We start from the raw sequence: 23,670 nt of genomic DNA, 5'->3' as shown, positions 1-23,670 counted from the left end.
TTCATGATTTAGTTGTTATCAACAGCCACTCTTGCATCACACAACTTCAATCATCTATGTCGTAATAAATCTTTAACGTAGTAAGCGTCAGATTTGAGGCCTCAGGCCTAGAAAGTTATAATATTACTTTGTCACTAGTAATGAAGTGATAACGAATACTATCACTAATAATATTAAAGCAAATGGCGCTCTCGGTAGGGATCGAACCTACAACTCAGCCTCCGGAGGGCCACGTGATATCCATTTCACCACGAGAGCACATTTGTTGCCGCCACACTAACTCGCGATATCAGTGCTTTAGCGTCAGCAATGATAAAGATATCTTTAGATAATTGCCAGCGCCAATCGTTTACATGGTCGCAAATTAAGCTATTTCAAATAAAATGCTTCCCAATAAGCTTAAAACGCGTTATTTATTCGTATTATTATAAAAAAATAGTAACGACTTTATAACAAAATCACTATTATATAGTGCTGTTTATAAATATTAATACGAGGAAGTAATTATGAGTTTAATGTCAACTGAGCAAACAGCTGAGTTTTTAGGCGTAAAGTCTGAGCGAGTAAAACGACTTGCCAGAGAAAGTTTACTTATTGCTAAATCAGAAGATGAAAATGGTGATCCACAATTTGATGCCGATGAAGTTGCTAAATACAAAGAGCTTGCCGCACGTTTCGGTGGCCTTTAAGAGCTTTATAAATGACTGATTAATTTAGTTAGCTGCGCGCGTAACCCTAGAGATTTCGAGTTTACGTCGCGCTGCTCATACCAACCAATACATAAAACTAGAAAAACTAATGTATAACAATCAAGCTTGTACATTGATGAATAAAACCCACTCTCATGCTCTACACAACTTTCATAATTCTCTAAAAGCGCTGATTTACAACGTTCGCCTAAATTAAAGCTCACAACAATGGCCGCTAAATCGAAGTAAACATCATTAATTTGTGCATATTCAAAGTCAATTAAATACATTCCTGAATCATTAACAATAATGTTTTCTTTTACCAAATCATTATGACAAAAGCCTTCGTTAAAAGGCATATTTGCAATGGCTTTTAACGCTCGTTCTAGATGCGATTTATTTTGTTGATATACATTACTACATTGATAAAAAATAAGTTCCCTAGTGATATTCATTCGCGTAGTAGAAACAGTATAGTTGTGTACTTTAATAAGCTTATTAATAAGGTCCTTTGAAAAACTAGCTTGCGCTATATCGCCTTCAATATAATCAAAAGCTGCATATTTATTAACTTCATCGGTCCAAATTGGCTTGGGGCAAATATGTTGATTGCTCAAGTCATGCTGTGCTTTCAAGCCAACTGTCGGCCACTTTGACTTATAGTATTTTAATAAATAAGCGTGTTGTTGCGTGCGTATTAAAAAGTTATCGTTACTAAAGCCATTAAGTAATCGCTCCGTTGAAACAATACTTGTAGGCTCTATAAACGCACTACACACTTTTACTAACTGGGTATGCTCAATCATTAATTAAAGCTGTGCTAAAGGCTTAGCTTGGCTTTGTTCGTACTCTTCGTACCAGGTTTTAAATCCCCACGCCGCCATAATGGTATAAAATATAAATAGCGCAAGCGTTGGGTAATAGCCTTTTTCATAATATAAATACATAGAAGCGGCATCTATTACAATCCAGTACAGCCAGTTTTCGAGGACTTTCTTAGCAACTAAGTAAGTAGTTACTACGGCAAAACATGTTGTAAAACTATCAAGATAAGCAAAATCGGCATGCGTATAGTTTTGCATAACGTAACCAATTGTAATTGCAGCTACGGTTGTTAAACTAATTAAAACAGCATGACGATTTATCGACCATGATGTAATATTTAAATTCTCAGCTTTGCCCTTTCGCCATACAACCCACCCAAATACAGCCATATACATATAATAAAAATTAAGTAATGACTCCATGAGTAGTGCGCCATTCCAGTACATTATTGTATAAATGAGCGTGCTAAAAAATGCTGCTGGCCAACACCATAAGCTTTCTTTTATTGCCAATAATAAGTACGCCATCGACAACCCTACCGCAATGTATTCCCAATGCGACATTGCTGTAAAACCGCTTAAGGTTTGTGTTAATAAGTCCATATTATGCAGTTACCGTTTAGTTGTGCCGATTGTTATACCAATCTGCTTATATACGGGGTCTATTTAACGTTAAGAAAATCACGCTAGAACTAGGCAAAAATTTTTGTATCTAGTTGTTCTAAATAAAAAATTTTTAATGACGTTATAGTGCAATTTAATTCGTTAAATTGATCAAAGATTTATGCAGGTTGGTATTATAGGTTATTCAGGCGATAAATCGCCAGAGAGAAACTTACATACAAAAATAGCTTTACCAAATTCTTCATATGAGCGCTTAATTTCGGTATTTAACACCTGCATTACTAAATCATAATCACCAAAAATTTGCGTTGATAGTGTATTAGTAATCACTTTTAAATCTTCGTATTCGTTTAAGCGGTCAATAAAGCCTTTAATAAACGGAATGTAATCTTGGTGAAGTGGATATTTACTGATCTCTACTGATAATTTCATTTTAAACTCTACTTTTTAATTATTTGATTTAAACAAATCATTCAATGCCAGTTCAAATCAGTGTAAAATTAGACTAACACTCAATTTTACTGAGCTTATTATGGCACGCAGAATAACGTATACATTTAAAAACCAACCGCGCGAGATTAACTTCGCAAAAGATAAATACCACGACATGTATCAAGCTATTGCTGCTGCCGAGGGTATTGATTTAACAAATTACTTAAACATGGTACGCCAAATAGAAATGACCTCAAAAGGGTCTGCTTCTGTTCGTAACTTTCGCGACCAAGAATTTGCCCGTATGGGCTTTAGCGACATTTACTTCATAAAAGAGTAATTACACCCAATTGGTATACGCTAAAAACTAACTACGGCTGATACTCATAACCTACGCGTGGTGTAATATTACATAATAGCTCGTAAGGAATGGTATCAGCGCATAGTGCTATTTCTTCAACTGGTAGTTCAGGGCCCCACATAGTGACTCTGTCGCCAACTTTAATATTATGCTCATTAGCGCCTATATCTACGCTAATCATGTCCATAGCTACGCTACCTACAATACCATAACGTTGCTCACCAATTATAACGGGCGTGCCTTCTTTAGCATGCCTAGGATAGCCATCACCATAACCCATAGCCACAACAGCTAACTTGGTTGGTTTATCACTTTTCCAACGGCCACCATATCCAACAGCCTCATTAGCAGGCACATTTCGTACTGCAATTACGCGCGTAGTTAAACGCATAACAGGTTTTAACTTGTGTTGTTGCCCAATGCTATTTGCCATTGGCGATACACCATAGAGCATAAGCCCAGGGCGTACCCAATCACCATGGCCGCTTGGCCATGCAATAATACCCGCTGAATTTGATAAGCAATGTGCTTGGTCAATGCCATTTACTAAGTTATCAAATAGCATAATTTGTTGAACCGTTTTAGCATTATCAACGTCATCAGCACACGAAAAGTGGGTCATTAAATTAACCGTATTTTTAGCGTTAGGTGTTTTTTGTAAGCGGTTATAAAACGCTTCAAACTGCTCTGGCGCAATACCTAATCGATGCATACCTGTATTTACTTTTAGCCAGCATGTTATTGGCGCATCAAGCTTTGCTTTTTCAAGCGCCGCTAATTGGTACTCATCGTGAATAATAGTTTGAAAATTATTGGCAAGTAGAATAGGTAAGTCGGCTTTGTTAAAAAAGCCCTCCAGCAGCACTATTGGTTTGGTTAACCCGCCTGCACGAAGCGCTAAGGCTTCATCTATACGTGCTACAGCAAATGCATCAGCATTATTTAAATGCTGCGCAATCGTTACTAATCCATGCCCGTAAGCATTTGCTTTTAGCACTGCCATTACTTTGCTGTTAGGTGCAAAGCACTTAACTTGCGCTAAATTATGCGCAAGTGCAGTTAAATTAATTTCAGCAGTGGCTAAGCGCATTAGTAATCGTCATCTACCGCTGGCCCCGCGTAATTATCAAAGCGAGAAAATTGACCTTGGAATGTTAAACGCACTTTACCAATTGGGCCGTTACGTTGTTTACCTATGATGATTTCGGCAATGCCTTTATCGGTACTGTCTTCGTTGTAAACTTCGTCACGGTAAATAAACATGATTAAATCGGCATCCTGCTCTATCGACCCTGACTCACGTAAATCTGAGTTAATTGGGCGCTTATCGGCACGTTGCTCTAGCGTACGGTTTAGCTGCGAAAGCGCAACAACCGGACATTTTAACTCTTTTGCAAGCGACTTAAGAGAGCGCGAGATTTCTGCAATTTCAAGTGTTCGGTTATCCGATAAGCTAGGTACACGCATTAATTGTAAGTAATCGACCATGATCATACTAATACCACCATGATCTCGCGCTATACGCCTTGCACGCGAGCGTACATCGGTAGGTGTAAGCCCCGATGCATCATCAACATACATTTTGCCTTTTTCCATCAACAAGCCCATCGTTGATGAAAGTCGCGCCCAATCGTCATCATCTAGTTGGCCGGTACGTACCTTAGTTTGGTTAATACGACCAAGTGATGCGAGCATCCTCATCATAATTTGTTCTGAGGGCATCTCTAATGAGTATATAAGCACTGGCTTATCTTGAGTCATAGCCGCGTGCTCTGCAAGGTTCATCGCAAAGGTGGTTTTACCCATCGACGGACGTGCTGCAACAATAATTAAATCAGAAGGTTGTAAGCCTGTGGTCATTTTATCAAGGTCAGCATAACCTGTACTTACACCCGTTACACCATCTTGTGGCGATTGATATAGCTCTTCTATTTTATCAACGGTTTTTTCGAGTATGTTATGAATACTTTGCGGGCCTTCCGTACTTTTTGTACGTTGCTCAGCAATTTTAAATACTTTGCTTTCGGCAAAGTCGAGTAGGTCGTGACTAGTACGCCCTTCGGTATTAAAACCCGCTTCTGCAATTTCATTTGCCACGCCAATCATTTCACGTACAACAGCACGTTCACGTACAATGTTTGCGTAAGCATCAATATTAGCGGCACTTGGGGTGTTTTTAGCTATTTCAGCTAAGTAAGCAAAACCACCAATACCAGCAAGTTGATTATTTTTTTCTAGGCTTTCTGAAATTGTAATTAAATCTATCGGATCGCCAATTTCAGCAAGCGCCGTCATCGCCTCAAAAATTAACTTGTGCGTGCGGGTATAAAAGTCCTGCGATACAACAAGCTCAGCTACGCGGTCAAAAGCTTGATTATCAAGCATTAAGCCACCTAAAACAGATTGTTCAGCTTCTATTGAATGGGGAGGAACTTTAAGGGTGTCGACTTGCTTATCTGGTTTGGCCATAACTTCACAGTACTAAAATTGAATGGCTCTATTCTATCGACTTGGCGGGGCTGTGCAAATAGCAAAGCAGGAAATCTTTTCCTGCTTTTTGTAATCATACACGCTAAATAGGCTATTTAGTACGAAGCGCTATACGCCCGCTTATCGTATCCATTTCAACATTTGCATTGCCACCATTTGCACTAAACTCTAAATCGCTTGAAGGGCCGTATTTAGCTTTGCTTACTTTATCGCGGGTTACTTTATTAATAATTTTACCATTAGCATGGGCTTTAATTTCAAATTTAGCTGATACACTTTGCGGGAAATAAAACTCACCATCGCCACTAACCGACTCAAAACGCACATCACCACCTTTTAGCAGCTCTTTAATGTGTACTTCGGCTTCACCATTTACGGTATTGATACGTAAATTTTTAATGCTCGATAATGTAAAATCAATATCGCCGTTGACGTTTTCTAATCGTACATCACTTGCTGTTGAGCTTGATTTGATATCACCATTTACGGCACTAAAACGCAGCTCGCCACTTGATTGACTATCGTTAATTTCACCGTTTACGGTTTCAAATTGAATATTACCGTTTAAATTTTCTGCGTTTACATCACCATTTACCGTGGAGAGCTTAATATTGCCAGTAATATCATCAACGGTAATTTCACCATTAACTACATCAACTTCAACACCATTTTTAAGAGCTTTAGCTACCACCGACACATTAACACCCACAAATTCTAAACCACTGTTTTTTGGCATAAATACAGTTAAGTTAGAGCCATCACCATTGTTTCCCCAGCCCAAATTGCTTGGCATTTTTACTATAAACTCGGTTTTATCGCCTGTTGTTTTTAGCTCAAAGCCTTGTGCTTTATCATCAAGCTCACCAGATACTTTAAACTCATTTTTATCCCAACCAGTTATCTGTACATCGCCACGCTGGTTTTCAATGAAAATAGTGCCACCGCTTGGTACGCCTATTTGCTTATCTATTTTATCACCCGCTAATACACTTAGTGGTAATAGGCTTAATCCGAGTAAAATTGCTTTCATGTTATTCCCCTATATTTGCTGCCAACGCGGTGCATGCACCTTGTTTATTAAATCGAGTTGCTGCTGGTAAACTTGCGCCAGCATAGTCAGTAACGCTTGATTTTGAGGCTCGTTTTCAAGCGCTTGTTTGATTGCTTGCTCTGCTTCTTCCAGTTCTTGTAGCTGTGCCTGCCAGTTATTGGTAAGTGCATCTTGGTTTTTATACTGCACTAATAAATTTTGCTTTTGCGCTTTAAAATAATCGCTCATAACCATTACCTGGCTAGGCTCGTTATTGTTTATAAACATATTTACAGCAAGCAATGCGGCCACACTACAAGCAGCAATAGACGTTAATTTTGGCCACAATGATTTATTATTTGCACTTGGCTTTGCCGTCACTATGGCGTGTTCGACTCCCGCCCAAAGCGGTTTATTAGGTGCTATGTCTTTATTTAAATTATTTAAAGACTCATTTAAGTAGTCATCAAAATTTTGCTTACTCATACTCGTACCACTCTTGTAATAACTGCCTTGCGCGATGATATTGCGATTTACTAGACCCTACAGCCATGCCTAATTGCTTAGCTATTTCTTCGTGGCGGTAGCCTTCAATAGCATATAAAACAAAAACCATGCGGGCACGCTCTGGTAAGCGAACAATTAATTTATCTAACCCGTTTAAACCTTTACAACTTTGTGCGCTTTGCTCATCCATGCCGCTTTGTTCAATACTTACTACTTTGTTTAACCAGCTTTTGTGCTTACGTACATAACTAATCGCCACGTTACTTGCCACACTGTATAACCAAGTAGAAAACTGAGAACGCCCGTCAAACTGCGCTATTTTGTGCCACACCAGTACAAACACTTCTTGGGCTGCATCTTCAGCGTGCGCTTCGTCGGCCAATAAGCGCAAACATAAACCGTAAACACGTTTTATGTGCAGCTCATATAACGCTTTGTATGCACCTTGGTCACCCGATTTAACTTGCTCAATTAATGCAGCTTCGCACATGGGCGCGTTTTCGGGTTTAACGTGTAACATCCGTGATATCGCCTTTTAGTTATTTTTATGTTTTTAGTTTATTGATTAGTAAGACGCAAAGACAGACAAAAAAGGTTTAAATAAATAATAAAAATATTTATTTGGGGATATTTAGAAGGCGTTTAGAGGAATTTTAGACACAAAAAAGCCGCACTAAAAGCACGGCTTTTTGGGCTTAATTAAAAATTAAGCTTCAGCAATAACGATTACTTTAATAGTAGCTGTTACGTCTGAGTGTACTGCGATTGCAACATCAAATTCGCCAGTCTCACGGATAGTACCTAGAGGTAAACGAACTTCTGATTTAGCAACTTCAACACCAACAGCTGAGATAGCGTCAGCGATGTCACGAGTACCGATTGAACCGAATAACTTACCTTCGTCACCAGCTTTAGATACTAAAGTAACTTCAGCTAATGCTTCTAGTTTGTCAGCGCGTGCTTGTGCAGCAACTAACTGTTCAGCGATTTTCGCTTCAAGTTCTGCGCGACGTGCGTCAAAAGTTTCAATGTTAGCTTTAGTCGCAGGAACTGCCTTACCTTGCGGGAAAAGGAAGTTACGTGCGAAACCAGATTTAACTACAACCTGTTCACCTAGGCTACCTAGGTTAGCGATCTTATCTAGTAGAATAACTTGCATGTTTCTACACCTTTTAAAAACTGTTAATCCGCTGCTTACTTATGTAAGTCAGTGTATGGAAGAAGGGCTAAGTAGCGAGCACGCTTAATAGCAGTTGCTAGCTGGCGCTGGTATTTAGCGCTAGTACCTGTAATACGGCTAGGTACGATTTTGCCACTTTCTGTAACATAGTTTCTAAGAGTAGCTAGATCTTTGTAATCGATTTGTTGTACGCCTTCCGCTTTAAAGCGGCAGAACTTACGACGTCTGAAATAACGTGCCATGAGATTAATTCCTCAAATAATTCTTTCTATATGCTGAGCATGCAAAACCAATTGGCTAAGGCCGTTACGACCTTCGTGGCGATTTAAAAAACCACTCACTTGCAATGCCTGCCCAACGTGCAAATGTTGAGTCTGTTGTTGCATTTGCTTACCACTGGCAACAACCTGAAGCCTAACGTAACTATTACGGTTAAGATCTGCCTCGGTCTGCATTGATTTATGTTCTACAACAAAAATACAATGCGGTATGCCTGCAGGGCTTTGGCTAAACTTGGGTGTTTTACAAACAACCCCCGATATAACCAGCTGATTCATATATGGGCTAACCATTACACTAACTGCTGACTACGTGCCATGCTAGGACTCAAAACAATTAAGCAGCTGGTGCTTCTTTCTTCTCTTCTCTTACAAGAGGAGACGCTTCAGTTACAGCGTTTTTAGTACGCATAACTAAGTTACGAAGCACTGCATCGTTGTAGCGGAAAGTAGTTTCTAGCTCGCTGATTACTTCAGTAGGTGCTTCAACGTTCATAAGAACATAATGAGCTTTATGAAGCTTGTTGATTGGGTAAGCCAGTTGACGACGGCCCCAGTCTTCAAGACGGTGAATAGTACCACCAGCTTCAGTGATAGAACCAGTATAACGTTCGATCATACCAGATACTTGCTCACTCTGATCAGGGTGAACCATGAATACGATTTCGTAATGACGCATGGATATTCCTTACGGTTAATAGAGCCTTCTACCGTTTCGGCCGGTCGGTTTAAGGCAAGGAATTAATAGTTTAAAAGCCGAAATGAGCGCGCATTTTACGCTTAGATTGATAATTAAGCAAGCAGCTTTTTAAGCTTTAATAGATAAGTTTATAGAGGTAAATATTGCCCGTTTTACTCATCACGCCAGCGAGCTGCACACCCATAAGTAGGCACTGAGCTTGCTCTTGTGAAAAGCGTAGCTGTTAATTACTTAAGCTCTACAATTGCCCCTAAAAAATAAACATTTACTCAAACTTTAAGCCGTGCAATTATTAAACAACACATTATTAAATAAGGATATTTATGAAGCTCTTACTATCGCTTGTGTTAGTACTTACAGTTAGTACCTCTTTTTTAAGCTATGCAAACACCTCTGCAACCGACATATCCGTTGGTGAAAAAGTTATTCTACAATCCAAAATACTTAACGAAGACAGGCCTATCAGAATTTTTATACCTGAAACCGTAAAAGACGATCAGCCGCTTTATGTTATTTATTTACTTGATGGTGTTGAGCACTTTCATACGGCATCTGGCGTTATAAAATCCCTTGTTGATTACGAGCAGATACCTAATGCCATGCTTGTTGGTGTTGATACAACCTACCGCGTTCGTGATTACTTACCTAAAGTACAAGGTGAGCCAAAAACTGAATTTCAAACCTTTGTTAAAAATAAGTGGCCTGACGCTGGGCAAACCGACAATTTTTTAAAGTTTGTGTCTAACGAACTCATGCCTTACATAAACAGTAATTACTCAACTAACGGCTACAACACCTTAATTGGTCACTCTAATGCTGGTACATTAGCGCTTTATACTTTAGTTAATCAGCCTGAATTATTTAACAACTACATAGCTATAAGCCCAAATAGTTGGTGGAGTGATGAAGAGTTAAAAAATAACATTATTAAATACGCTAAAAACCCTAAAGGCGCTCAAGAGTTATTTATTAGTGTAGCAAGTGAAGGGTCACGCTTTTATACAGGTGTGCTAAATACGTTAGTAAATTTAGAACAACAAATGCCTACGCAGCTAAAATGGGAGTATAAGCATTACCCTACTTTTTCTCATATGGGCACCATACTACCAGCACTTAGCGATAGCCTAATTACCTTATTTAGTGACCTAATATTCAAAGTGACTGACGAGCACGGAAAGTTTGCTGATGTATCCCTTATTACTGGTTACTACCAAGCGCTAAGTGATAAATACGGTTTTGAGCTTAAAATTCCACAAGACGTGTACGTAGAATTTGCCCATAGCCAGCAAAAATTTGGTAACTTTAAAAAAGCGATAACTACGCTTAAACACTTTACTCGCGATTATCCTAATGCCGCTTATTCTCACATGCGATTGTCACAAGGCTACACGGCTGACAAAAAGTTTAAAGAAGCCGTTACTAGCATGAAATACGCACTAAAGCTTGCTAAACAAAACTCGCGAGATCCAATGTTAGTTGATGCACTACAAGATATGGTGAGTGAAGCACAAGAGAATTTGTAGCTGATTTAACGCAAAGCGTTTTTTAACTAACGATAGTAATTACGAGCTCCACTCGTCGCGTCAGCAAGCTGTACGCCTACAATTAGAACCAAACTGGGTGGTTAAAATTTATTGTAGACGCCGAGCTTGCCCGCGTGAAAAGCACAGCTTTTAATCTATTTAAAGTCACTTAAACAAAAAACCGATGTTTAAACTAAACATCGTTTTTTTTTGCTGGAAGCTAACAGCTGAAAGCTAAAAATTAACCATTTTACTTTATCTGTTAGGCTTCGCTCTTCCCAACCTACGTTATTTTCCTATCGCTTCTTTGGCGAATAGATGCTTTATTGGGCCTAGGTTATCAACTAAAGATAGCCCGACTCCACGAATAAGTTTTTTAACTGGGTTTACACCTTCAAATAACTCTTTGAGCCCTTGCATCATGGCTATGTGCTTTTGCGCATCGAGCTTACGGGTACGCTCGTAATCGCGAAGTGTGCGCGTGCTTGCAAACTCCTTACTATCACTTGTGAGTAGCTCAATTAAATAAGCCGCATCTTTTAGGCCTAGGTTCATACCTAGCCCTGCAAGTGGATGGATTGTATGTGCAGCATCGCCAATGAGTACCACTTTACCTGAAACCCATTGCTGGGCGTAGCGCATTTTAAGTGGGAAAGCAGCGCGTTTACTTTGCACTTCACACAAACCGCATTGGCCATCTATTGCAGCCATAACGGCTTTATTAAAGGCAGTGTTATCCATTGCAAGGAGCTCATCGCAGTGGTTTGGGCTGGTAGACCATACTATTGAATGCGTATTTGCATCGCTCAGAGGTAAAAACGCGAGTGGCCCAGTTGGTAAAAACACTTGGCGCGCGGTGCTTGCATGTGGCTCTTTAGTTTTAACCGTAGCAACTAGCGCGTGGTGGTCGTAATCTTTAAAGCTGAGCGCCATATTAAATTGTTTGCGTATAGCTGAATTTGCGCCATCGGCCGCCACCAGCAGCTTAGCAATAATAGGCTCGCCGCTTTTAAGGGTTATAAATACGTCGGACTCACTTTGGTGTATTTGTTGATACTCGGTATCAAACATGAGTGTGACACTTGGCTGTTGCGCTAGCTCTTTTATAAGTGCAAAACGAATAATGTCGTTTTCTACTATATGGCCTAAGTGATCAAGCTCTAGCTGCTCGTTATTAAAGGCTATTTTGCCAAAGCTGTCGGCATCGCGTACGTCCATATGCGTATAGGCACACGCTCGCTCTGCCATTATGTGTGGCCACACGTTTAATTGCTCAAACAAAGTTTGGCTTGCAATGCTTAGCGCACTTACGCGCAAACCATATTCGTTAGTTGGTAATGCTTGATTTGGTGCGCCGTCGAGTACAACTACGCTTATATCGGCTTTTGCTAATCCAAGTGCCAGTGTTAGCCCTACGCAGCCACCACCTACAATACAAACCTGTGCTTGCTTCATAAACGCCTACCTTGTTTAACTTGCCCCATTAACTGTTTGGCTAATGGCGCTTTTAATGCGGGAAATAAATCCATCGAAAACAACCCAATACTGCGCCCCAATGCGAGCACTCGCGATGAGTTCGAAAAAAGTCTAACAAGTGCATCGGTTAAACTCATTACGGTGTTTATATCGCTACTGCGCTTTTGTGAATACTCACGGGTAAACGCATAGCTGCCTAATTCGTTTTTACTCGTTGCAATTAAATCACTCAGTACTTGTACATCACGTAGGCCTAAATTAAAGCCCTGCCCTGCAATAGGGTGAATAGCATGCGCGGCGTTACCAATTACTACTGTACGATGTGCCATTAATGATTCTGCTTGGCCATAAACCAGTGGATAACTTGTACGTGTGCCCACTTTTATAAATTGTCCTGCTCGGTAACCAAATGCACTTTGTAGGGCATTTAAAAAGTCGCTTTCATTTAAGGCGGTATGCTGCTCAACTTGCTGCTGCTTCATACACCACACTAACGAGTAACGGTTATTGCTCATTGGTAAAAGTGCCATAGGGCCGTACTCGGTAAACCGCTCGTAGGCATGGTTGTAATGCCCACCTGCAACTTCAACATTGCCAATAATAGCGCCTTGCTCATAGGGCTGAGTATTAAAGCGTAAACCAAGTAATTTGCGGGTTGGAGATTGTGCACCATCGGCAATAACAAGTAGCTTAGTATTTAATTGCTCGCCACTTTGTAGGGTAATTTCGTTATTGTTTAGGCTTTGCTTAATAGTGCTTACACTGTCGGGGCAATAAAGTGAAATGCTCGCCTGTGTTAATCGCTGATAGAGTGCTCGGCCAAATGGGTTTACCTCAACGACGTAACCTAGTGAGGGCTTAGCAAACTCGTCGCAACTAATATGCGTTTTACCAAAGTGACCGCGATCCGACACGCTTACTTTTTTTATCGCCGCAGTATACGGTGCGTTTTTATCAAACAAATTTAAGCGCTGTAAATACTCAACCGATTGCTGAGCAAGCGCTATGCTTCTGTCATCAAAGCTTGGGTGGTAATCGCCCGTTACTGGATTTGCTTCTACTACCGCAATAGTGAGTGAAGGGTTTGTTTTAGCAATACTGAGCGCGCAACTAGCTCCTGCAAGCCCGCCCCCAATAACTACAACATCAAACTGCTTAGCCACTTTACTCTCCAAGCTTATGCGCTTTTAGCGCTTTGCATAAGTGCTTCAATATCGTTTATGGTTTTAGGTACGCTTTGAGTTAAGTTTTCGTGCCCCGACTCGGTGACAAGTAAGTTATCTTCAATACGAATACCTATACCTTTGTATTGCTGCGGTGCGTTTGAATCTTCGCTTATATAAAGCCCTGGCTCTATAGTGAGCACCATACCCGGCTCAAATGCACGCTCAACGTTATTTACTTTGTAAGCGCCAACATCGTGAACATCTAAACCAAGCCAATGCCCAAGCCCGTGCATGTAATATTCTTTGCATGCCCCTGTTGCCATTAGCTCGTCAAAATCGCCGGTTAAAATACCAAGTTCGATTAAACCTTGGGTCATCACTTCCATTGCACGTTTATTAGCGTGCGACATAAACCCGCCGGGTTTAACCTCTTCAAAAGCCACTTCTTGCGCCTTAAGCACAATATTATAAAGCGCGGCTTGCGGCTCGCTAAATTGCCCATTTACAGGGAAGGTACGTGTAATATCAGCAGCATAACCTTGTAGCTCACAACCAGAGTCAATCAATACTAAGTCACCCGCTTTTAACACATCGCTATTTTGCGTGTAGTGCAAAATATTAGCGTTATCGCCACTGCCAACAATGGTGCCGTACGCGGGGTGCGGCGCACCATTCATAGCGTAATGATGATGCAGCTCTGCCTCTAACTGAAATTCAGCAGCCCCAGCATGTGAATAGCGCATTGCCCGCATGTGCCCTCGGGCACTAATTTCGCAGCCTTCGCGCATAACATCTATCTCGCTTGGCGATTTAAACAAACGCATTTCATGAATAAGGCCACGTATCTCTTTTAAAGTACTCGGTGCTTTAAGGCCTTTTCGCGCACCACTTCTAAGCGTACCGAGTAACGAAAACACTTTAGTATCAAATGAAGGATAAGCGCCTTGTGCAAAATAAATTGCATCTTTTTCAGTTAGTATAGTTACTAGCTTATCGTTTAATTCACTTAGCGGGTAAGCTTCATCAAACAAGTAGTCGCTTTTAGCTTTATCAAAGCCTATTCTGCGGCCATGCCAAATTTCGGCTAGTTTATCTTTATCAAGGCAAAAAAGTGTACTAGGTATTTCGCTGTTATTACTAAGCACTAAAACAGCATCGGGTTCGTTAAAACCAGTTAAGTAAAAAAAGTCGCTATCTTGTCTAAAAGCATATTCAGTGTCGCGGCTGCGGGTAACTTCACTGGCGGCAGGAATAATTGCCACACTGTTTGCATCCATTTGTGCAAGTAAGCGCTCGCGACGTGCTTTAAATTCTGACTTATCTATTTCAACCATTATTTACCAACCCGTTTTGCTGTTTTAAAAGTGAATGTTTAATGCAGAGTTTTTTTAGTTGTTTGTGCTTTTTGCTCTTTACCTAACTCTGCAAAGCAAAGCAGTGCTGACACACGTACATACTCAATCACTTCATGAAGCGCATTGCTGTCTTCTTCGGTTTCTTCAAAGGTGGTATCTAGACGAGTGATCTCGCTAAAATCACTAATAACCTCTTTAACATCTGCCGATAACTTACCGTAATCTTTTTGCTTTAAACCAAAGCCAAGCATAAAGCCTGCAACCCATGATACGAGGCCATTTGCCTGATCGATGAGTGTTTCGTCGTCACTTGGTAAAAATAAATCAAACGCAAAGGCTTCATCGTTAAAGCTTGCAACTACTTGCTTATAAATAGTGCCAAAAAATTGCTTTAAATCGTTACTAAACGATTCACCATCGTTGAATACGTCGCTTAATAAGCCTAAGTATTCTTTGTCATCAATACTCAACCCACATGCTAATAAGCCACTAATAACGCCGTGGGCTTCTGCAGGTGATACAAAAATTTCATTTTTTTCTAAAAGCAGCTGGGCTTTTTCGTAATCTGGTAAATCGCTCATGTTTATATCTTCACTTTGCTAGTTAAACCAATGCTACCACTCGATAAAAAGCAACTCCAATTAATTGTATGATCAAGCTCAAAAACCATGCGATAAAGTAAATGATGAGTTAAAGCTGTGGGAAAACTAAGCGAACGGTTTAATTTTTTACGTTTAGGGTTTAAGGATTGGATTATGTCTTATATACTTAAATTGTTCCCTGGGGTACCGGAGCTTGGTTAAGTCCCTGAGCCGATAAATTTTATACCAGGATTTCTGTTCGTCTACTATTGTGCAAGCTCGGCATGTACCGAGAAGCCTACGGTAGACCGCAGATTTCCGCCCTGAAACCTTCTGGTTTCAGGACTGAAACCGGGTACCGTATCTTGGGGAACACCTTCTTATTTTTATACACCCTCTTATTACTTATTCATTTTTTGCTATACCTTCGTACATTATTTTTATAATTTTTGGCAAAAAAAAGCTGCAAGCAATTTCTTACTTACAGCTAAATTTTAAATGCTTACGCTTATTTACTTAAACCAACCCTGAAACCGCTCCATCAGCATATAGTTTATTGGTACTAGTAATAGCGTAATAAAGGTCGCAAAAATAATCCCAAACCCGAGACTTACCGCCATTGGAATTAAAAATTGTGCTTGCGTTGCCTTTTCAAATAACAGCGGCATTAAGCCTATAAATGTAGTTAAACTGGTTAACATTACTGGGCGAAAGCGTGATGCACCAGCAGCCTTAACCGCATCAATTATAGCCCCACCTTCACTGCGCTTTTTATTAATAAAATCAACTAAAACCAGCGAGTCATTTACCACAACACCAATGAGTGCAAGCATACCTAACAAACTCATAATGGTTAAATCCATGCCCATGATCCAGTGCCCAACCACGGCACCAATCATTCCAAATGGTATAACGCTCATTACAATAATTGGCTGCATGTACGATTTAAGCGGTATAGCTAGTAATGCATAAATTATAAAGAACACAAAAATGAGTGCCCAGCCGAGTGAGCCAAACGACTCTCTTTGCTCTTTAGCTTCACCTTCGAGTTTGTAATCAACACCAGGATATTGCTGCATTAAACCATCTAAATACTCAGCTAAATCGGCCTGAAGCACCGTCATGTTAGTGTTATCTTTTTCTATATCAGCGGTAATATTTAAAGTACGGTAACGATCTATACGGTAAATAGTCGATGGACTTTGCCCAGCACTTAGCGTAGCTACATGTGACAACGGTACTGAGCCACCTGAGGGGGTGTCTATTAATATGTTTTTCAAATCAGCAACTGAGCGACGTTCATCAATAGGTAAACGCACCATTACACGCACATCATCGCGACCACGTTGAATACGCTGTACCTGCGAGCCATAAAACGAGCTACGTACCTGCCCTGCAACATCGGATCTATTTAATCCAAGCGCTAAACCTTGATCGGTAAGCTCTATGCGTAACTCTTCTTTACCATCTGACATGCTATCTGCAATATCAAATACCGTTGGGTAAGTAGCCAAGCGTGTTTTAATATGATCAGCTACATCTTGTAAAATAGTTAACGAGGTACCGCTTAGCTGCACATCTATTGGATCTGAACTTCGTCCTATTTCAGCTCTGAACGTGAGGCTTTCTGCCCCTGGTATAATCCCAATTAAATCACGCCACTCACTTGCAAGCTCACTGGAACCTATGTCTGATTCGCGCTCTTCAGCAGGTGTAATTTCAAAGCGCACAGAGCCTGAATTAGAAACGCCTCCTCGCCCACCTGTTGTTGCTAATATATTTAAAATAACACTCTCACCGGTATCCGGATCGCGGTATTTCTCTTGTAATTGCTGCGCTTTTTGCGACATATCAATCACGTATTTATTAGTCACTTCAAACGGAGTCCCAGTAGGCAATGTAAGCTCTACTTTTATTGTTTCGCTTGGGATACGCGGGAAAAACACAAACTTAGTCCAACCACTGGTGATCATGGTTAAGATGATAAAAAACACACCGATAAATAAACTAACCGATGCCAGCTTATGGCGCAGCGCTAAATTTAATATTGGTTGATAGTACTTTAAAATAGCGTTTTCAAATCCATCTGCAAAACGCTGCTGAAGAACATCGAACTTTGAAGGTTTACTTTGTTCATGACGCAGTTTTATATATTTTAAATGCGCCGGTAATACAAATTTAGATTCAATCAATGAGAATAGTAATACCGGAATAACCACCACCGGAATTTGAGCAAATAAGGCACCCCGCGCTCCTTCAATAAAGGCTAAAGGTAGGAATGCGGCAACGGTTGTTAATACACCAAAAGTAACGGGGGTTGCGACCTCTTGAGTACCCATAATGGCAGCTTGTTCGCCAGACTTGGCTGTTTTTAAGTGGGTATAGACGTTTTCGCCGGTTACTATGGCGTCATCTACCACAATTCCCAACACTAATATAAAGCCAAATAGGCTCATAATATTAAGTGTTACGCCAAATATAGGCATGGCTATAAACGCGCCCATAAATGAAACCGGAATACCAATAAACACCCAAAATGCAATGGCCGGGCGCAAAAATAAAGTAAGTAAAGCAAGAACTAAAATACCGCCTTGTAGCGCATTAGTTGTTAAGGTTGAAATACGGCTTTTAACAAGCTCTGAGTCGTCATCCCAATAACTGAGCTCAAAACCCTGAGGTAATGAACTTTGCTCTTCTTTAATGTAATTTTTTACATCATCTGCAACTGCAATCGCGCTTTGCGGACCAATACGATACACATCAATAAAGGCCGCTTGCTTACCATTAAAGCGAGTGCGCACTGGGGTTTCTTCAAAGTCATCTTTGATTAATGCAATATCCCCTAGGCGAATAATGGTGCCATCTGCTTGGTTTTTTACCACAATGCTGGCAAATTCATCTTTACGATAAGCTTGCCCTTTAGAGCTAATAAGTACATCTCCCCCTTGCGTTTTTAAGTTACCAGCAGAAATATCTTTGCTCGAATTAGCGACAGCGCTGGATATTTCTGCAAGGCTTAAATCGTACTGACGAAGGGTATCTTGGCTTACTTCTATAGCAATTTCGTAATCACGAACACCACTTAGCTCTACTTGCGTTACGTTGGGTAGACGCAAAATATCATCGCGGACTTTTTCGGCGTATTCAAGGGTTTCTTTTTCGCCATAAACACTTGATACGGTAACAGCAATTACATCTCTAATTCGCTCAGCAAGAGCCACTACAGGCTTTTCAGCATCAGCAGGAAAGGTATTAATTGCATCTACTCGACTTTTTATATCAGCGAGTAATTCACGAGGGTCGTAGCCGCTTTCTACTTCGATAGTAACAGAACCAGAACCTTCTGATGAGCGACTAAATATTTGTTTAATGCCCTCTAAGTCTTGTACTGCTTCTTCTATACGTATAGTCACCCCTTGCTCTACATCTTCTGGTGTTGAGCCCAATAAGCTTACATTTACGCTTATCATATCAGTTTCAAAAGACGGAAAAACTTCAAGCGGTATCTTATTTGATAAACTAAAAAGCCCCGACAATAATAATGTTACTAATAATAAATTGGCAGCAACATGGTTTTTAGTAAACCAAGCTATCATGGTCTGCCTCCTTGTTTTTCAGCGCGGCGCTTTTTCATTAACTCTTCAACGCTAATACCCAACTCTTTTGCTTTTTCCTCAAGCTGCTCTGCTGTCATGCGCTTTCCTCTGCCTTGCCCCTGCGCACTTTTTCCTTTAGTTTGCTCTGCATTTTGCTCACCTAAAATACTCACTTGAGTACCCGAGCTCACTTGTCCAAGTGGTGTTAGCACCAATTTATCGCCCGCAGTTAGGCCTGTTTTTATCATTGCCTGTGTCGCGTTTTGCCAAGCAAGCGTGATGTCTTTGCGTTTAAGTACACCCTCTTGCACTATGTAAACGTAAGTGCCTTGGTAAATGGTGCTATTAGGAATTATGAGTGCATCAGACACTGTTTTCCCGGTAATTTGCGCCTTTATGTATTGTCCTATTTTGATAGGGTATTGATTATTAGCTGTCGCTTTGTATGGGTCATCAATTTTAGCAACAACATAAAGTTGCTGTGCATTTTCATCTATAGCGCCTTCAGTGCGTGTAAGCTGCCCTTGCCATTGCTGCTCTCCTACTAAATCAGAGGTAAACTCAACTAAAGAACCTGCTTGGTTTTTAGCGCCATCACGGTACTGCTCTGGTAAATTAACAAACGACAAATCTTTATTTTTAATAGGCAGGCGGATCTCAACACTGTCGATTGCATAAATAGTGGCAAGTTGCGTGTTATTACTCACCACTTGCCCTAAGTCAACACTGCGACTGAGTATACGCCCAGCATAAGGCGCTGTTACTTTTGTTCGCTCTAAATCAAGCTGTGCTTTTTCAAGTGCAGCCTGCGCTGACAAAACTTCTGCCTCAGCGGCTGCTAATTGTGGTTCACGAAGCACTAAGCTACTTGCTTTTTCAGAGCCACCTAAACGCTGCCAATCAGTTATGGCTTGCTGTCCTCGGGCTTTTTCTTCAAGTAAGCTTTGCTCTGCACTTAATAAATTAGCTTGCGCCGACTTTACTTCAGCTTGGTGATCTCTATCATCTAACTTTAAAAGTACATCGCCTTTTTCAAAAAAACCGCCTTCTCTAAAGTCATCGCTTACGTCAATTATTTGCCCCGAAGCCTGGGCTACCAATAAGCTTTGCGTACGCGGTTTTACCGTGCCATAGCTGTCTATCATAATTTGGTAATTTTGCGGTTTTAGCTCAAGTGCTGAAACACTTATTATTGCTTTAGGTGGCTTACCTGAACGCCTAGCTTCAGGTGGATTACCTTTAATAAACATAACAATTAATAAAGTCGCCACGATAACTACGGCAGGGATTAAAATTTTTGCAGGTTTAGTTTTCATTGTTATTGCTCTTTAGTTCACTTGAGGGTTTTGCAAAATCACCACCAAGGGCAATGTGTAAGTTAATTCTGTTAGCTATTAATTGATTTTTGATTTCAATTAAAGAACTTTGCGCGTCAAAAGAACGGTCTTGAGCATCAAGTACCGTTGTATAAGTCACCAAGCCACTTTGATATTGCTCAAACGAAAGCTGCTCTGCTGCGAGGGCGTTTTCTTGTGCCTCTAGTGTGCTTGTATATTGAGCTTTGAGGGACTGCTGCTGCGAAATTGCATTTTCAACATCGCCAAAAGCGTCATAAAGCGTTTGTAAATAAAGCTGCTCTTGCTTTTGAGTATTAAGACGCGCTATTTCTTCATTTGCTTCTAAGCGCCCGCCTTCAAGAAGCGGTGCTGAAATACTACCTAATAACGACCATGCAAGGCTTGAAGGAGAAAATAAATCGCTTACTCTGTCAGTGCTATCACTCAAAGAAGCCGTTAAATTTAAACTAGGAAAACGCAGTTTGTGTGCATAAGCTAAAGCTGCGTCGGTAGCTAAAAGCTCATACCAGCTAGCACGCAATGTGGGTTTGCGCGTTATAAGTTCTGATGGTAAACCTAAAGGTATATCGGTATTAATAACGGGTAAGTCACTATTAGCGCTAATACCACCTTTTGGATATTCGCCTAGCAGGCGTTCCAAAATACGCGATGAGGCCGATAAATTGGCTTGCTGCGTCGCTATGCGAGTGCGCTCAGTGTTAAGCTCGTTTCGAGCAAGGTACACATCAAGTGCTTCATTAATCCCCTGACGATAGCCTGATTCAATTATTTCTAGGCTTTGTTGGGCGTTTTCTTCTCTGCGTTTAAATAGATCTAGCAACTGCTGCGCTGAAACGACATCAAACCAACTGGTAACAACATCTGCGACCAGTTGCTGCTTAGCTTGCTCAAAGCGTGCTTGTTGAGCTAAATAGTTAAGATTAGCCTCACGCTTAGAATCAGACAGTTTTCCCCATAAATCAACTTCATAAGTTAAATCTAAACTGACTGAACTTGCGTTATCGTAACTAACAGGGCGATTATCTTTACTTCGACTTGTGCGAGCAGATATATCTAAGTTTGGCCAAAGTGCTGCGCCAGATACTATTAGCTGCTGCTTTTGAATTTCAACATCATAACTCGTTTGCAAAAGCTGTTGGTTATTTTTAAGTGCTTGTTGTACAAATTTGTTAAGCGTAGGATTTTGTAACTGTGTAAGCCAATCGTTTTTTACTGCTAATACTGAATTTGATGCTTTTTGTTGCCACTGCTTTGGCACATCATCGGGCTGTTCTAAACGCTGAGACGAGTTTAAATTACTCGCACAACCGCTGAGCAGCATCACACTAATTGCCAGTAGGGTTGGCTTGCATTGCCAAATCATAATTAAACCTAAATTACTGCTATTTATGAACGTAATTCAAGCACTTTGGCAACTTTTGCTCAACCTACTTTACATAACATTACATAGCTAGCGATGAACTAACATAATAGCCAGTTATACGGCAAAAATGAGAGTTTGATCAAGTTTAAATGTTAAAAAGTAAACGCCATAACGCATGACATTTGCTAGGTAGGAAGTTACACACACTGTATTAAATTAGTAACCTATTATTACAATAGTAAAATAGGTCACTAACAAGGCAATATTATAGCGAATTGTAAAGAGCTTAAATTTCAGTAACAAAGCTCATGTACTGTTTCATATCACCAATAACAGCTTGCTCTAACAGTTTTGCTGTTTCCAGCGCGTACGGCTGATTAAAGTGAATATCCCAAAGAGCCGACTCATTTCGCCAATGTTCGTATACAACTAATGTATCGGTGTTGTTTTCAATGCTATATAAGTCAAACACTAGATTACCGGGCTCTTGGATACGAGTTTGCTCTACATGCGTTTCAAAATGCTCTATTAACTGCTCTTTAAAACTTGGCTTAATTTTAAATATAAAAAATAAAATAAACACATCATCTTCTGGGCTTATGGTTTTTGGATTACTTTCGTAAAGTGGTGCAGGAGCAGTGGTTTCAAGAAGCATAACCTCTGGTGCTGATTGGCTAATCTCAGGTAAAACTTGTAATAAAGCGTGTGTATACACTTGATCACCATGGTAATCAACTGCATTTTGGTTTTCAAAACGCTCGTAAGCAAAAAAGACTCCAGATGCATTTTTATCTTGATATAAACGCATTTCCAGTAGGCCTGTTTCGGCTTTAGCGCCTTGCTTATCATCTTCAAGCAGCGCTTTGAATTGATTTATGTATTCGTCTTTAATATTAAATTTAACTATTTGCGTGATCATAATTAACTCCAAAGAAATTAGCGCCGCATCAGTTAAACCAATGCAGTAAGTAAAAATTAAACTTCAGTTAAAATTTCTGAATACTCTAAACGCGACTTTGGAAGAGTGGCATTAAAGTCATTTTCATCGTCGCTATACCCCAAAGGAACAACAACTAAACTTGAATAACCCTTTTCGCGTAAACCAAACTCTTCATCAAGTACGCTAACTTCAATTCCTTCCATTGGCGTTGCATCAATTCCTAAAGTAGATACACCCAATAAAAATGCGCCTAAGTTTAAATAAACTTGCTTATCCATCCAATGCTGTACGTCTTTATAATCTTGTTTGTGCAAGTTAATAAACATATTACGGCCACCATGCATACGCTCCTTAAACACGACTGGGTCTGCTACAAAACGGTCATCTTTTTCTTCTTGATTTAAAATACGTAATAAATAGTCTTGCTCAATATCTAATTTACTAGCAAACACGAGTACATGTGATGCATCTAAAATTGATTTTTTGTTGAATGGAAATAAACGCTCTGTTGATTTAGCTATTTTGGTTTTAGCCTCATCACTAGACGCTAATATAAAATGCCAAGGTTGTGAGTTAACACTTGAAGGGCTAAATCTAAGTAACTCTTTAATTTTTTCAATATTGTCAGCAGAGATCTTTTTGATTGGATTGTACGCTTTAGCTGACTGTCTATTTTTTGCGTAATGAGTAATATCTTGAGTCATAAACCTCCCTTATCTCGGATTGAAAACACATAAGTCAAGGTCTTTGCTTTTCGATGAGGTAATTGTGCGCAAAATATGGCAATAGAAAAAGGAAGAAACAACCCAATGAATATGGAACATTTTACCCATAATGACCTTGAATAAATTACAGATACAACAAAGCCCCGCAATAAGCGAGGCTTTAAATAAAAGGTGTCGACTAACCGAGTCGAACGGGTAACTTATACAGACTACTGATTACAAGTTAGTTGCTTAGCTATTAACTATGGGTATTTTTAATTCTAAGATCCAAAACAAAAAGCCCTGCAATTAAGCGAGGCTTTAAATAAATGGTGCCGACTAACCGAGTCGAATGGGTAACTTATACAGACTACTGATTACAAGTCAGTTGCTTAGCTATTAACTATGGGTATTTTTAATTCTAAGATCCAAAACAAAAAGCCCCGCAATTAAGCGAGGCTTTAAATAAATGGTGCCGACTAACCGAGTCGAA

The 23,670-nt window shown here is 40.1% G+C and carries 24 protein-coding genes, 1 tRNA gene and 1 other RNA gene; 4 read left to right on the top strand and 22 right to left on the bottom strand.

Annotated elements, in window-relative coordinates:
* Positions 1-183 precede the first annotated feature (183 nt).
* Positions 184-258, bottom strand: a tRNA-Arg gene (locus tag V6260_RS13515).
* A gap of 248 nt (positions 259-506) precedes the next feature.
* Between V6260_RS13515 and V6260_RS13510 the strand changes: the two genes are divergently transcribed.
* Positions 507-689 carry a helix-turn-helix domain-containing protein gene (locus V6260_RS13510; RefSeq protein WP_341594670.1) on the top strand — a complete coding sequence of 61 codons (183 nt, stop codon included), beginning with the start codon at positions 507-509 and terminating at the stop codon, positions 687-689.
* Positions 690-694: 5 nt separating this feature from the next.
* Here the strand turns inward: V6260_RS13510 and V6260_RS13505 are convergent, their stop codons facing one another.
* The 3 genes from V6260_RS13505 to V6260_RS13495 form a co-directional block, all read right to left on the bottom strand.
* Positions 695-1,495, bottom strand: coding sequence for a phosphotransferase (locus tag V6260_RS13505; protein WP_341594669.1), 801 nt, complete (start codon positions 1,493-1,495; stop codon positions 695-697).
* Positions 1,496-1,498: 3 nt separating this feature from the next.
* Positions 1,499-2,116 (bottom strand): nicotinamide riboside transporter PnuC, encoded by a 618-nt coding sequence (pnuC, locus tag V6260_RS13500; protein ID WP_341594668.1) that lies wholly within the window; start codon positions 2,114-2,116, stop codon positions 1,499-1,501.
* A 201-nt stretch (positions 2,117-2,317) separates the two neighbouring features.
* Positions 2,318-2,569: a hypothetical protein gene (locus V6260_RS13495; RefSeq protein ID WP_008135690.1), complete on the bottom strand. Its 252-nt coding sequence runs from the start codon at positions 2,567-2,569 to the stop codon at positions 2,318-2,320.
* 100 nt (positions 2,570-2,669) lie between these two features.
* Here V6260_RS13495 and V6260_RS13490 point away from each other — a divergent pair, with 100 nt between their 5' ends.
* Complete coding sequence (locus tag V6260_RS13490; RefSeq protein ID WP_002963045.1) at positions 2,670-2,909, top strand: DUF2960 domain-containing protein; 240 nt, start codon at positions 2,670-2,672, stop codon at positions 2,907-2,909.
* Between the two features lie 31 nt (positions 2,910-2,940).
* Here V6260_RS13490 and alr read toward each other — a convergent pair whose 3' ends face one another.
* From alr to rpsF, 9 genes are all read right to left on the bottom strand, one after another.
* Complete coding sequence (gene alr, locus V6260_RS13485; RefSeq protein WP_341594667.1) at positions 2,941-4,020, bottom strand: alanine racemase; 1,080 nt, start codon at positions 4,018-4,020, stop codon at positions 2,941-2,943.
* On the bottom strand, positions 4,020-5,399 hold the full coding sequence (gene dnaB / locus V6260_RS13480) for a replicative DNA helicase (RefSeq protein ID WP_341594666.1): 1,380 nt from the start codon (positions 5,397-5,399) through the stop codon (positions 4,020-4,022). The genes alr and dnaB overlap by 1 nt, the downstream gene beginning before the upstream one ends.
* Before the next feature lie 112 nt (positions 5,400-5,511).
* Positions 5,512-6,450 (bottom strand): DUF4097 family beta strand repeat-containing protein, encoded by a 939-nt coding sequence (locus V6260_RS13475; RefSeq protein ID WP_341594665.1) that lies wholly within the window; start codon positions 6,448-6,450, stop codon positions 5,512-5,514.
* A gap of 9 nt (positions 6,451-6,459) precedes the next feature.
* The gene (locus tag V6260_RS13470) at positions 6,460-6,936 is read right to left on the bottom strand and encodes a hypothetical protein (protein WP_341594664.1); all 477 of its coding nucleotides are present in this window, start codon (positions 6,934-6,936) and stop codon (positions 6,460-6,462) included.
* Complete coding sequence (locus V6260_RS13465; protein ID WP_341594663.1) at positions 6,929-7,477, bottom strand: RNA polymerase sigma factor; 549 nt, start codon at positions 7,475-7,477, stop codon at positions 6,929-6,931. Before V6260_RS13465 ends, V6260_RS13470 begins: the two co-directional genes overlap by 8 nt.
* A gap of 186 nt (positions 7,478-7,663) precedes the next feature.
* A complete protein-coding gene (rplI, locus tag V6260_RS13460; RefSeq protein ID WP_058548074.1) occupies positions 7,664-8,116 on the bottom strand; it encodes a 50S ribosomal protein L9 in 453 nt (150 codons plus the stop codon).
* Positions 8,117-8,151: 35 nt separating this feature from the next.
* Positions 8,152-8,379: a 30S ribosomal protein S18 gene (rpsR, locus tag V6260_RS13455; protein WP_002962753.1), complete on the bottom strand. Its 228-nt coding sequence runs from the start codon at positions 8,377-8,379 to the stop codon at positions 8,152-8,154.
* 12 nt (positions 8,380-8,391) lie between these two features.
* Positions 8,392-8,709, bottom strand: a complete 318-nt coding sequence (gene priB / locus V6260_RS13450) for a primosomal replication protein N (protein WP_004588456.1) — start codon at positions 8,707-8,709, stop codon at positions 8,392-8,394.
* A 43-nt stretch (positions 8,710-8,752) separates the two neighbouring features.
* Positions 8,753-9,094, bottom strand: coding sequence for a 30S ribosomal protein S6 (rpsF, locus tag V6260_RS13445; RefSeq protein ID WP_008110420.1), 342 nt, complete (start codon positions 9,092-9,094; stop codon positions 8,753-8,755).
* Between the two features lie 344 nt (positions 9,095-9,438).
* On the opposite strand from rpsF, the gene V6260_RS13440 reads away from it, so the two are divergent.
* Positions 9,439-10,638 (top strand): alpha/beta hydrolase-fold protein, encoded by a 1,200-nt coding sequence (locus V6260_RS13440; RefSeq protein WP_341594662.1) that lies wholly within the window; start codon positions 9,439-9,441, stop codon positions 10,636-10,638.
* A gap of 288 nt (positions 10,639-10,926) precedes the next feature.
* Here the strand turns inward: V6260_RS13440 and V6260_RS13435 are convergent, their stop codons facing one another.
* Genes V6260_RS13435 through V6260_RS13420 form a run of 4 tightly spaced genes read right to left on the bottom strand, consistent with a single transcriptional unit; the run spans position 10,927 to position 15,216 of the window.
* On the bottom strand, positions 10,927-12,093 hold the full coding sequence (locus tag V6260_RS13435) for an FAD-dependent monooxygenase (protein WP_341594661.1): 1,167 nt from the start codon (positions 12,091-12,093) through the stop codon (positions 10,927-10,929).
* Complete coding sequence (gene ubiH, locus V6260_RS13430; RefSeq protein WP_341594660.1) at positions 12,090-13,277, bottom strand: 2-octaprenyl-6-methoxyphenyl hydroxylase; 1,188 nt, start codon at positions 13,275-13,277, stop codon at positions 12,090-12,092. The genes V6260_RS13435 and ubiH overlap by 4 nt, the downstream gene beginning before the upstream one ends.
* Before the next feature lie 14 nt (positions 13,278-13,291).
* Positions 13,292-14,614: a Xaa-Pro aminopeptidase gene (gene pepP / locus V6260_RS13425; RefSeq protein ID WP_341594659.1), complete on the bottom strand. Its 1,323-nt coding sequence runs from the start codon at positions 14,612-14,614 to the stop codon at positions 13,292-13,294.
* Positions 14,615-14,652: 38 nt separating this feature from the next.
* Entirely contained in the window at positions 14,653-15,216 is a 564-nt protein-coding gene (locus V6260_RS13420; RefSeq protein WP_149593990.1) for a UPF0149 family protein, read from the bottom strand.
* Between the two features lie 193 nt (positions 15,217-15,409).
* On the opposite strand from V6260_RS13420, the gene ssrS reads away from it, so the two are divergent.
* A non-coding RNA gene (gene ssrS, locus V6260_RS13415) (6S RNA) lies at positions 15,410-15,592 on the top strand.
* A gap of 136 nt (positions 15,593-15,728) precedes the next feature.
* Here the strand turns inward: ssrS and V6260_RS13410 are convergent.
* The 5 genes from V6260_RS13410 to nfsB all read right to left on the bottom strand — a co-directional run bounded on the left by V6260_RS13410 (position 15,729) and on the right by nfsB (position 23,177).
* Positions 15,729-18,812, bottom strand: coding sequence for an efflux RND transporter permease subunit (locus V6260_RS13410; protein WP_341594658.1), 3,084 nt, complete (start codon positions 18,810-18,812; stop codon positions 15,729-15,731).
* Positions 18,809-20,128 carry an efflux RND transporter periplasmic adaptor subunit gene (locus V6260_RS13405; RefSeq protein WP_341594657.1) on the bottom strand — a complete coding sequence of 440 codons (1,320 nt, stop codon included), beginning with the start codon at positions 20,126-20,128 and terminating at the stop codon, positions 18,809-18,811. Before V6260_RS13405 ends, V6260_RS13410 begins: the two co-directional genes overlap by 4 nt.
* Positions 20,118-21,533, bottom strand: coding sequence for a TolC family protein (locus V6260_RS13400; RefSeq protein ID WP_341594656.1), 1,416 nt, complete (start codon positions 21,531-21,533; stop codon positions 20,118-20,120). The genes V6260_RS13405 and V6260_RS13400 overlap by 11 nt, the downstream gene beginning before the upstream one ends.
* 286 nt (positions 21,534-21,819) lie before the next feature.
* Complete coding sequence (locus tag V6260_RS13395) at positions 21,820-22,452, bottom strand: putative quinol monooxygenase (protein WP_341594655.1); 633 nt, start codon at positions 22,450-22,452, stop codon at positions 21,820-21,822.
* 56 nt (positions 22,453-22,508) lie between these two features.
* Positions 22,509-23,177 (bottom strand): oxygen-insensitive NAD(P)H nitroreductase, encoded by a 669-nt coding sequence (gene nfsB / locus V6260_RS13390; protein ID WP_341594654.1) that lies wholly within the window; start codon positions 23,175-23,177, stop codon positions 22,509-22,511.
* Positions 23,178-23,670 lie beyond the last annotated feature (493 nt).

Origin of the sequence: Pseudoalteromonas aliena (assembly GCF_038155085.1) — a bacterium.
Classification (GTDB): Bacteria; Pseudomonadota; Gammaproteobacteria; order Enterobacterales; family Alteromonadaceae; genus Pseudoalteromonas; species Pseudoalteromonas aliena_A.
The sequence above is the reverse complement of the archived record's forward strand: the minus strand, read 5'-3'. Positions and strand labels throughout refer to the sequence as shown.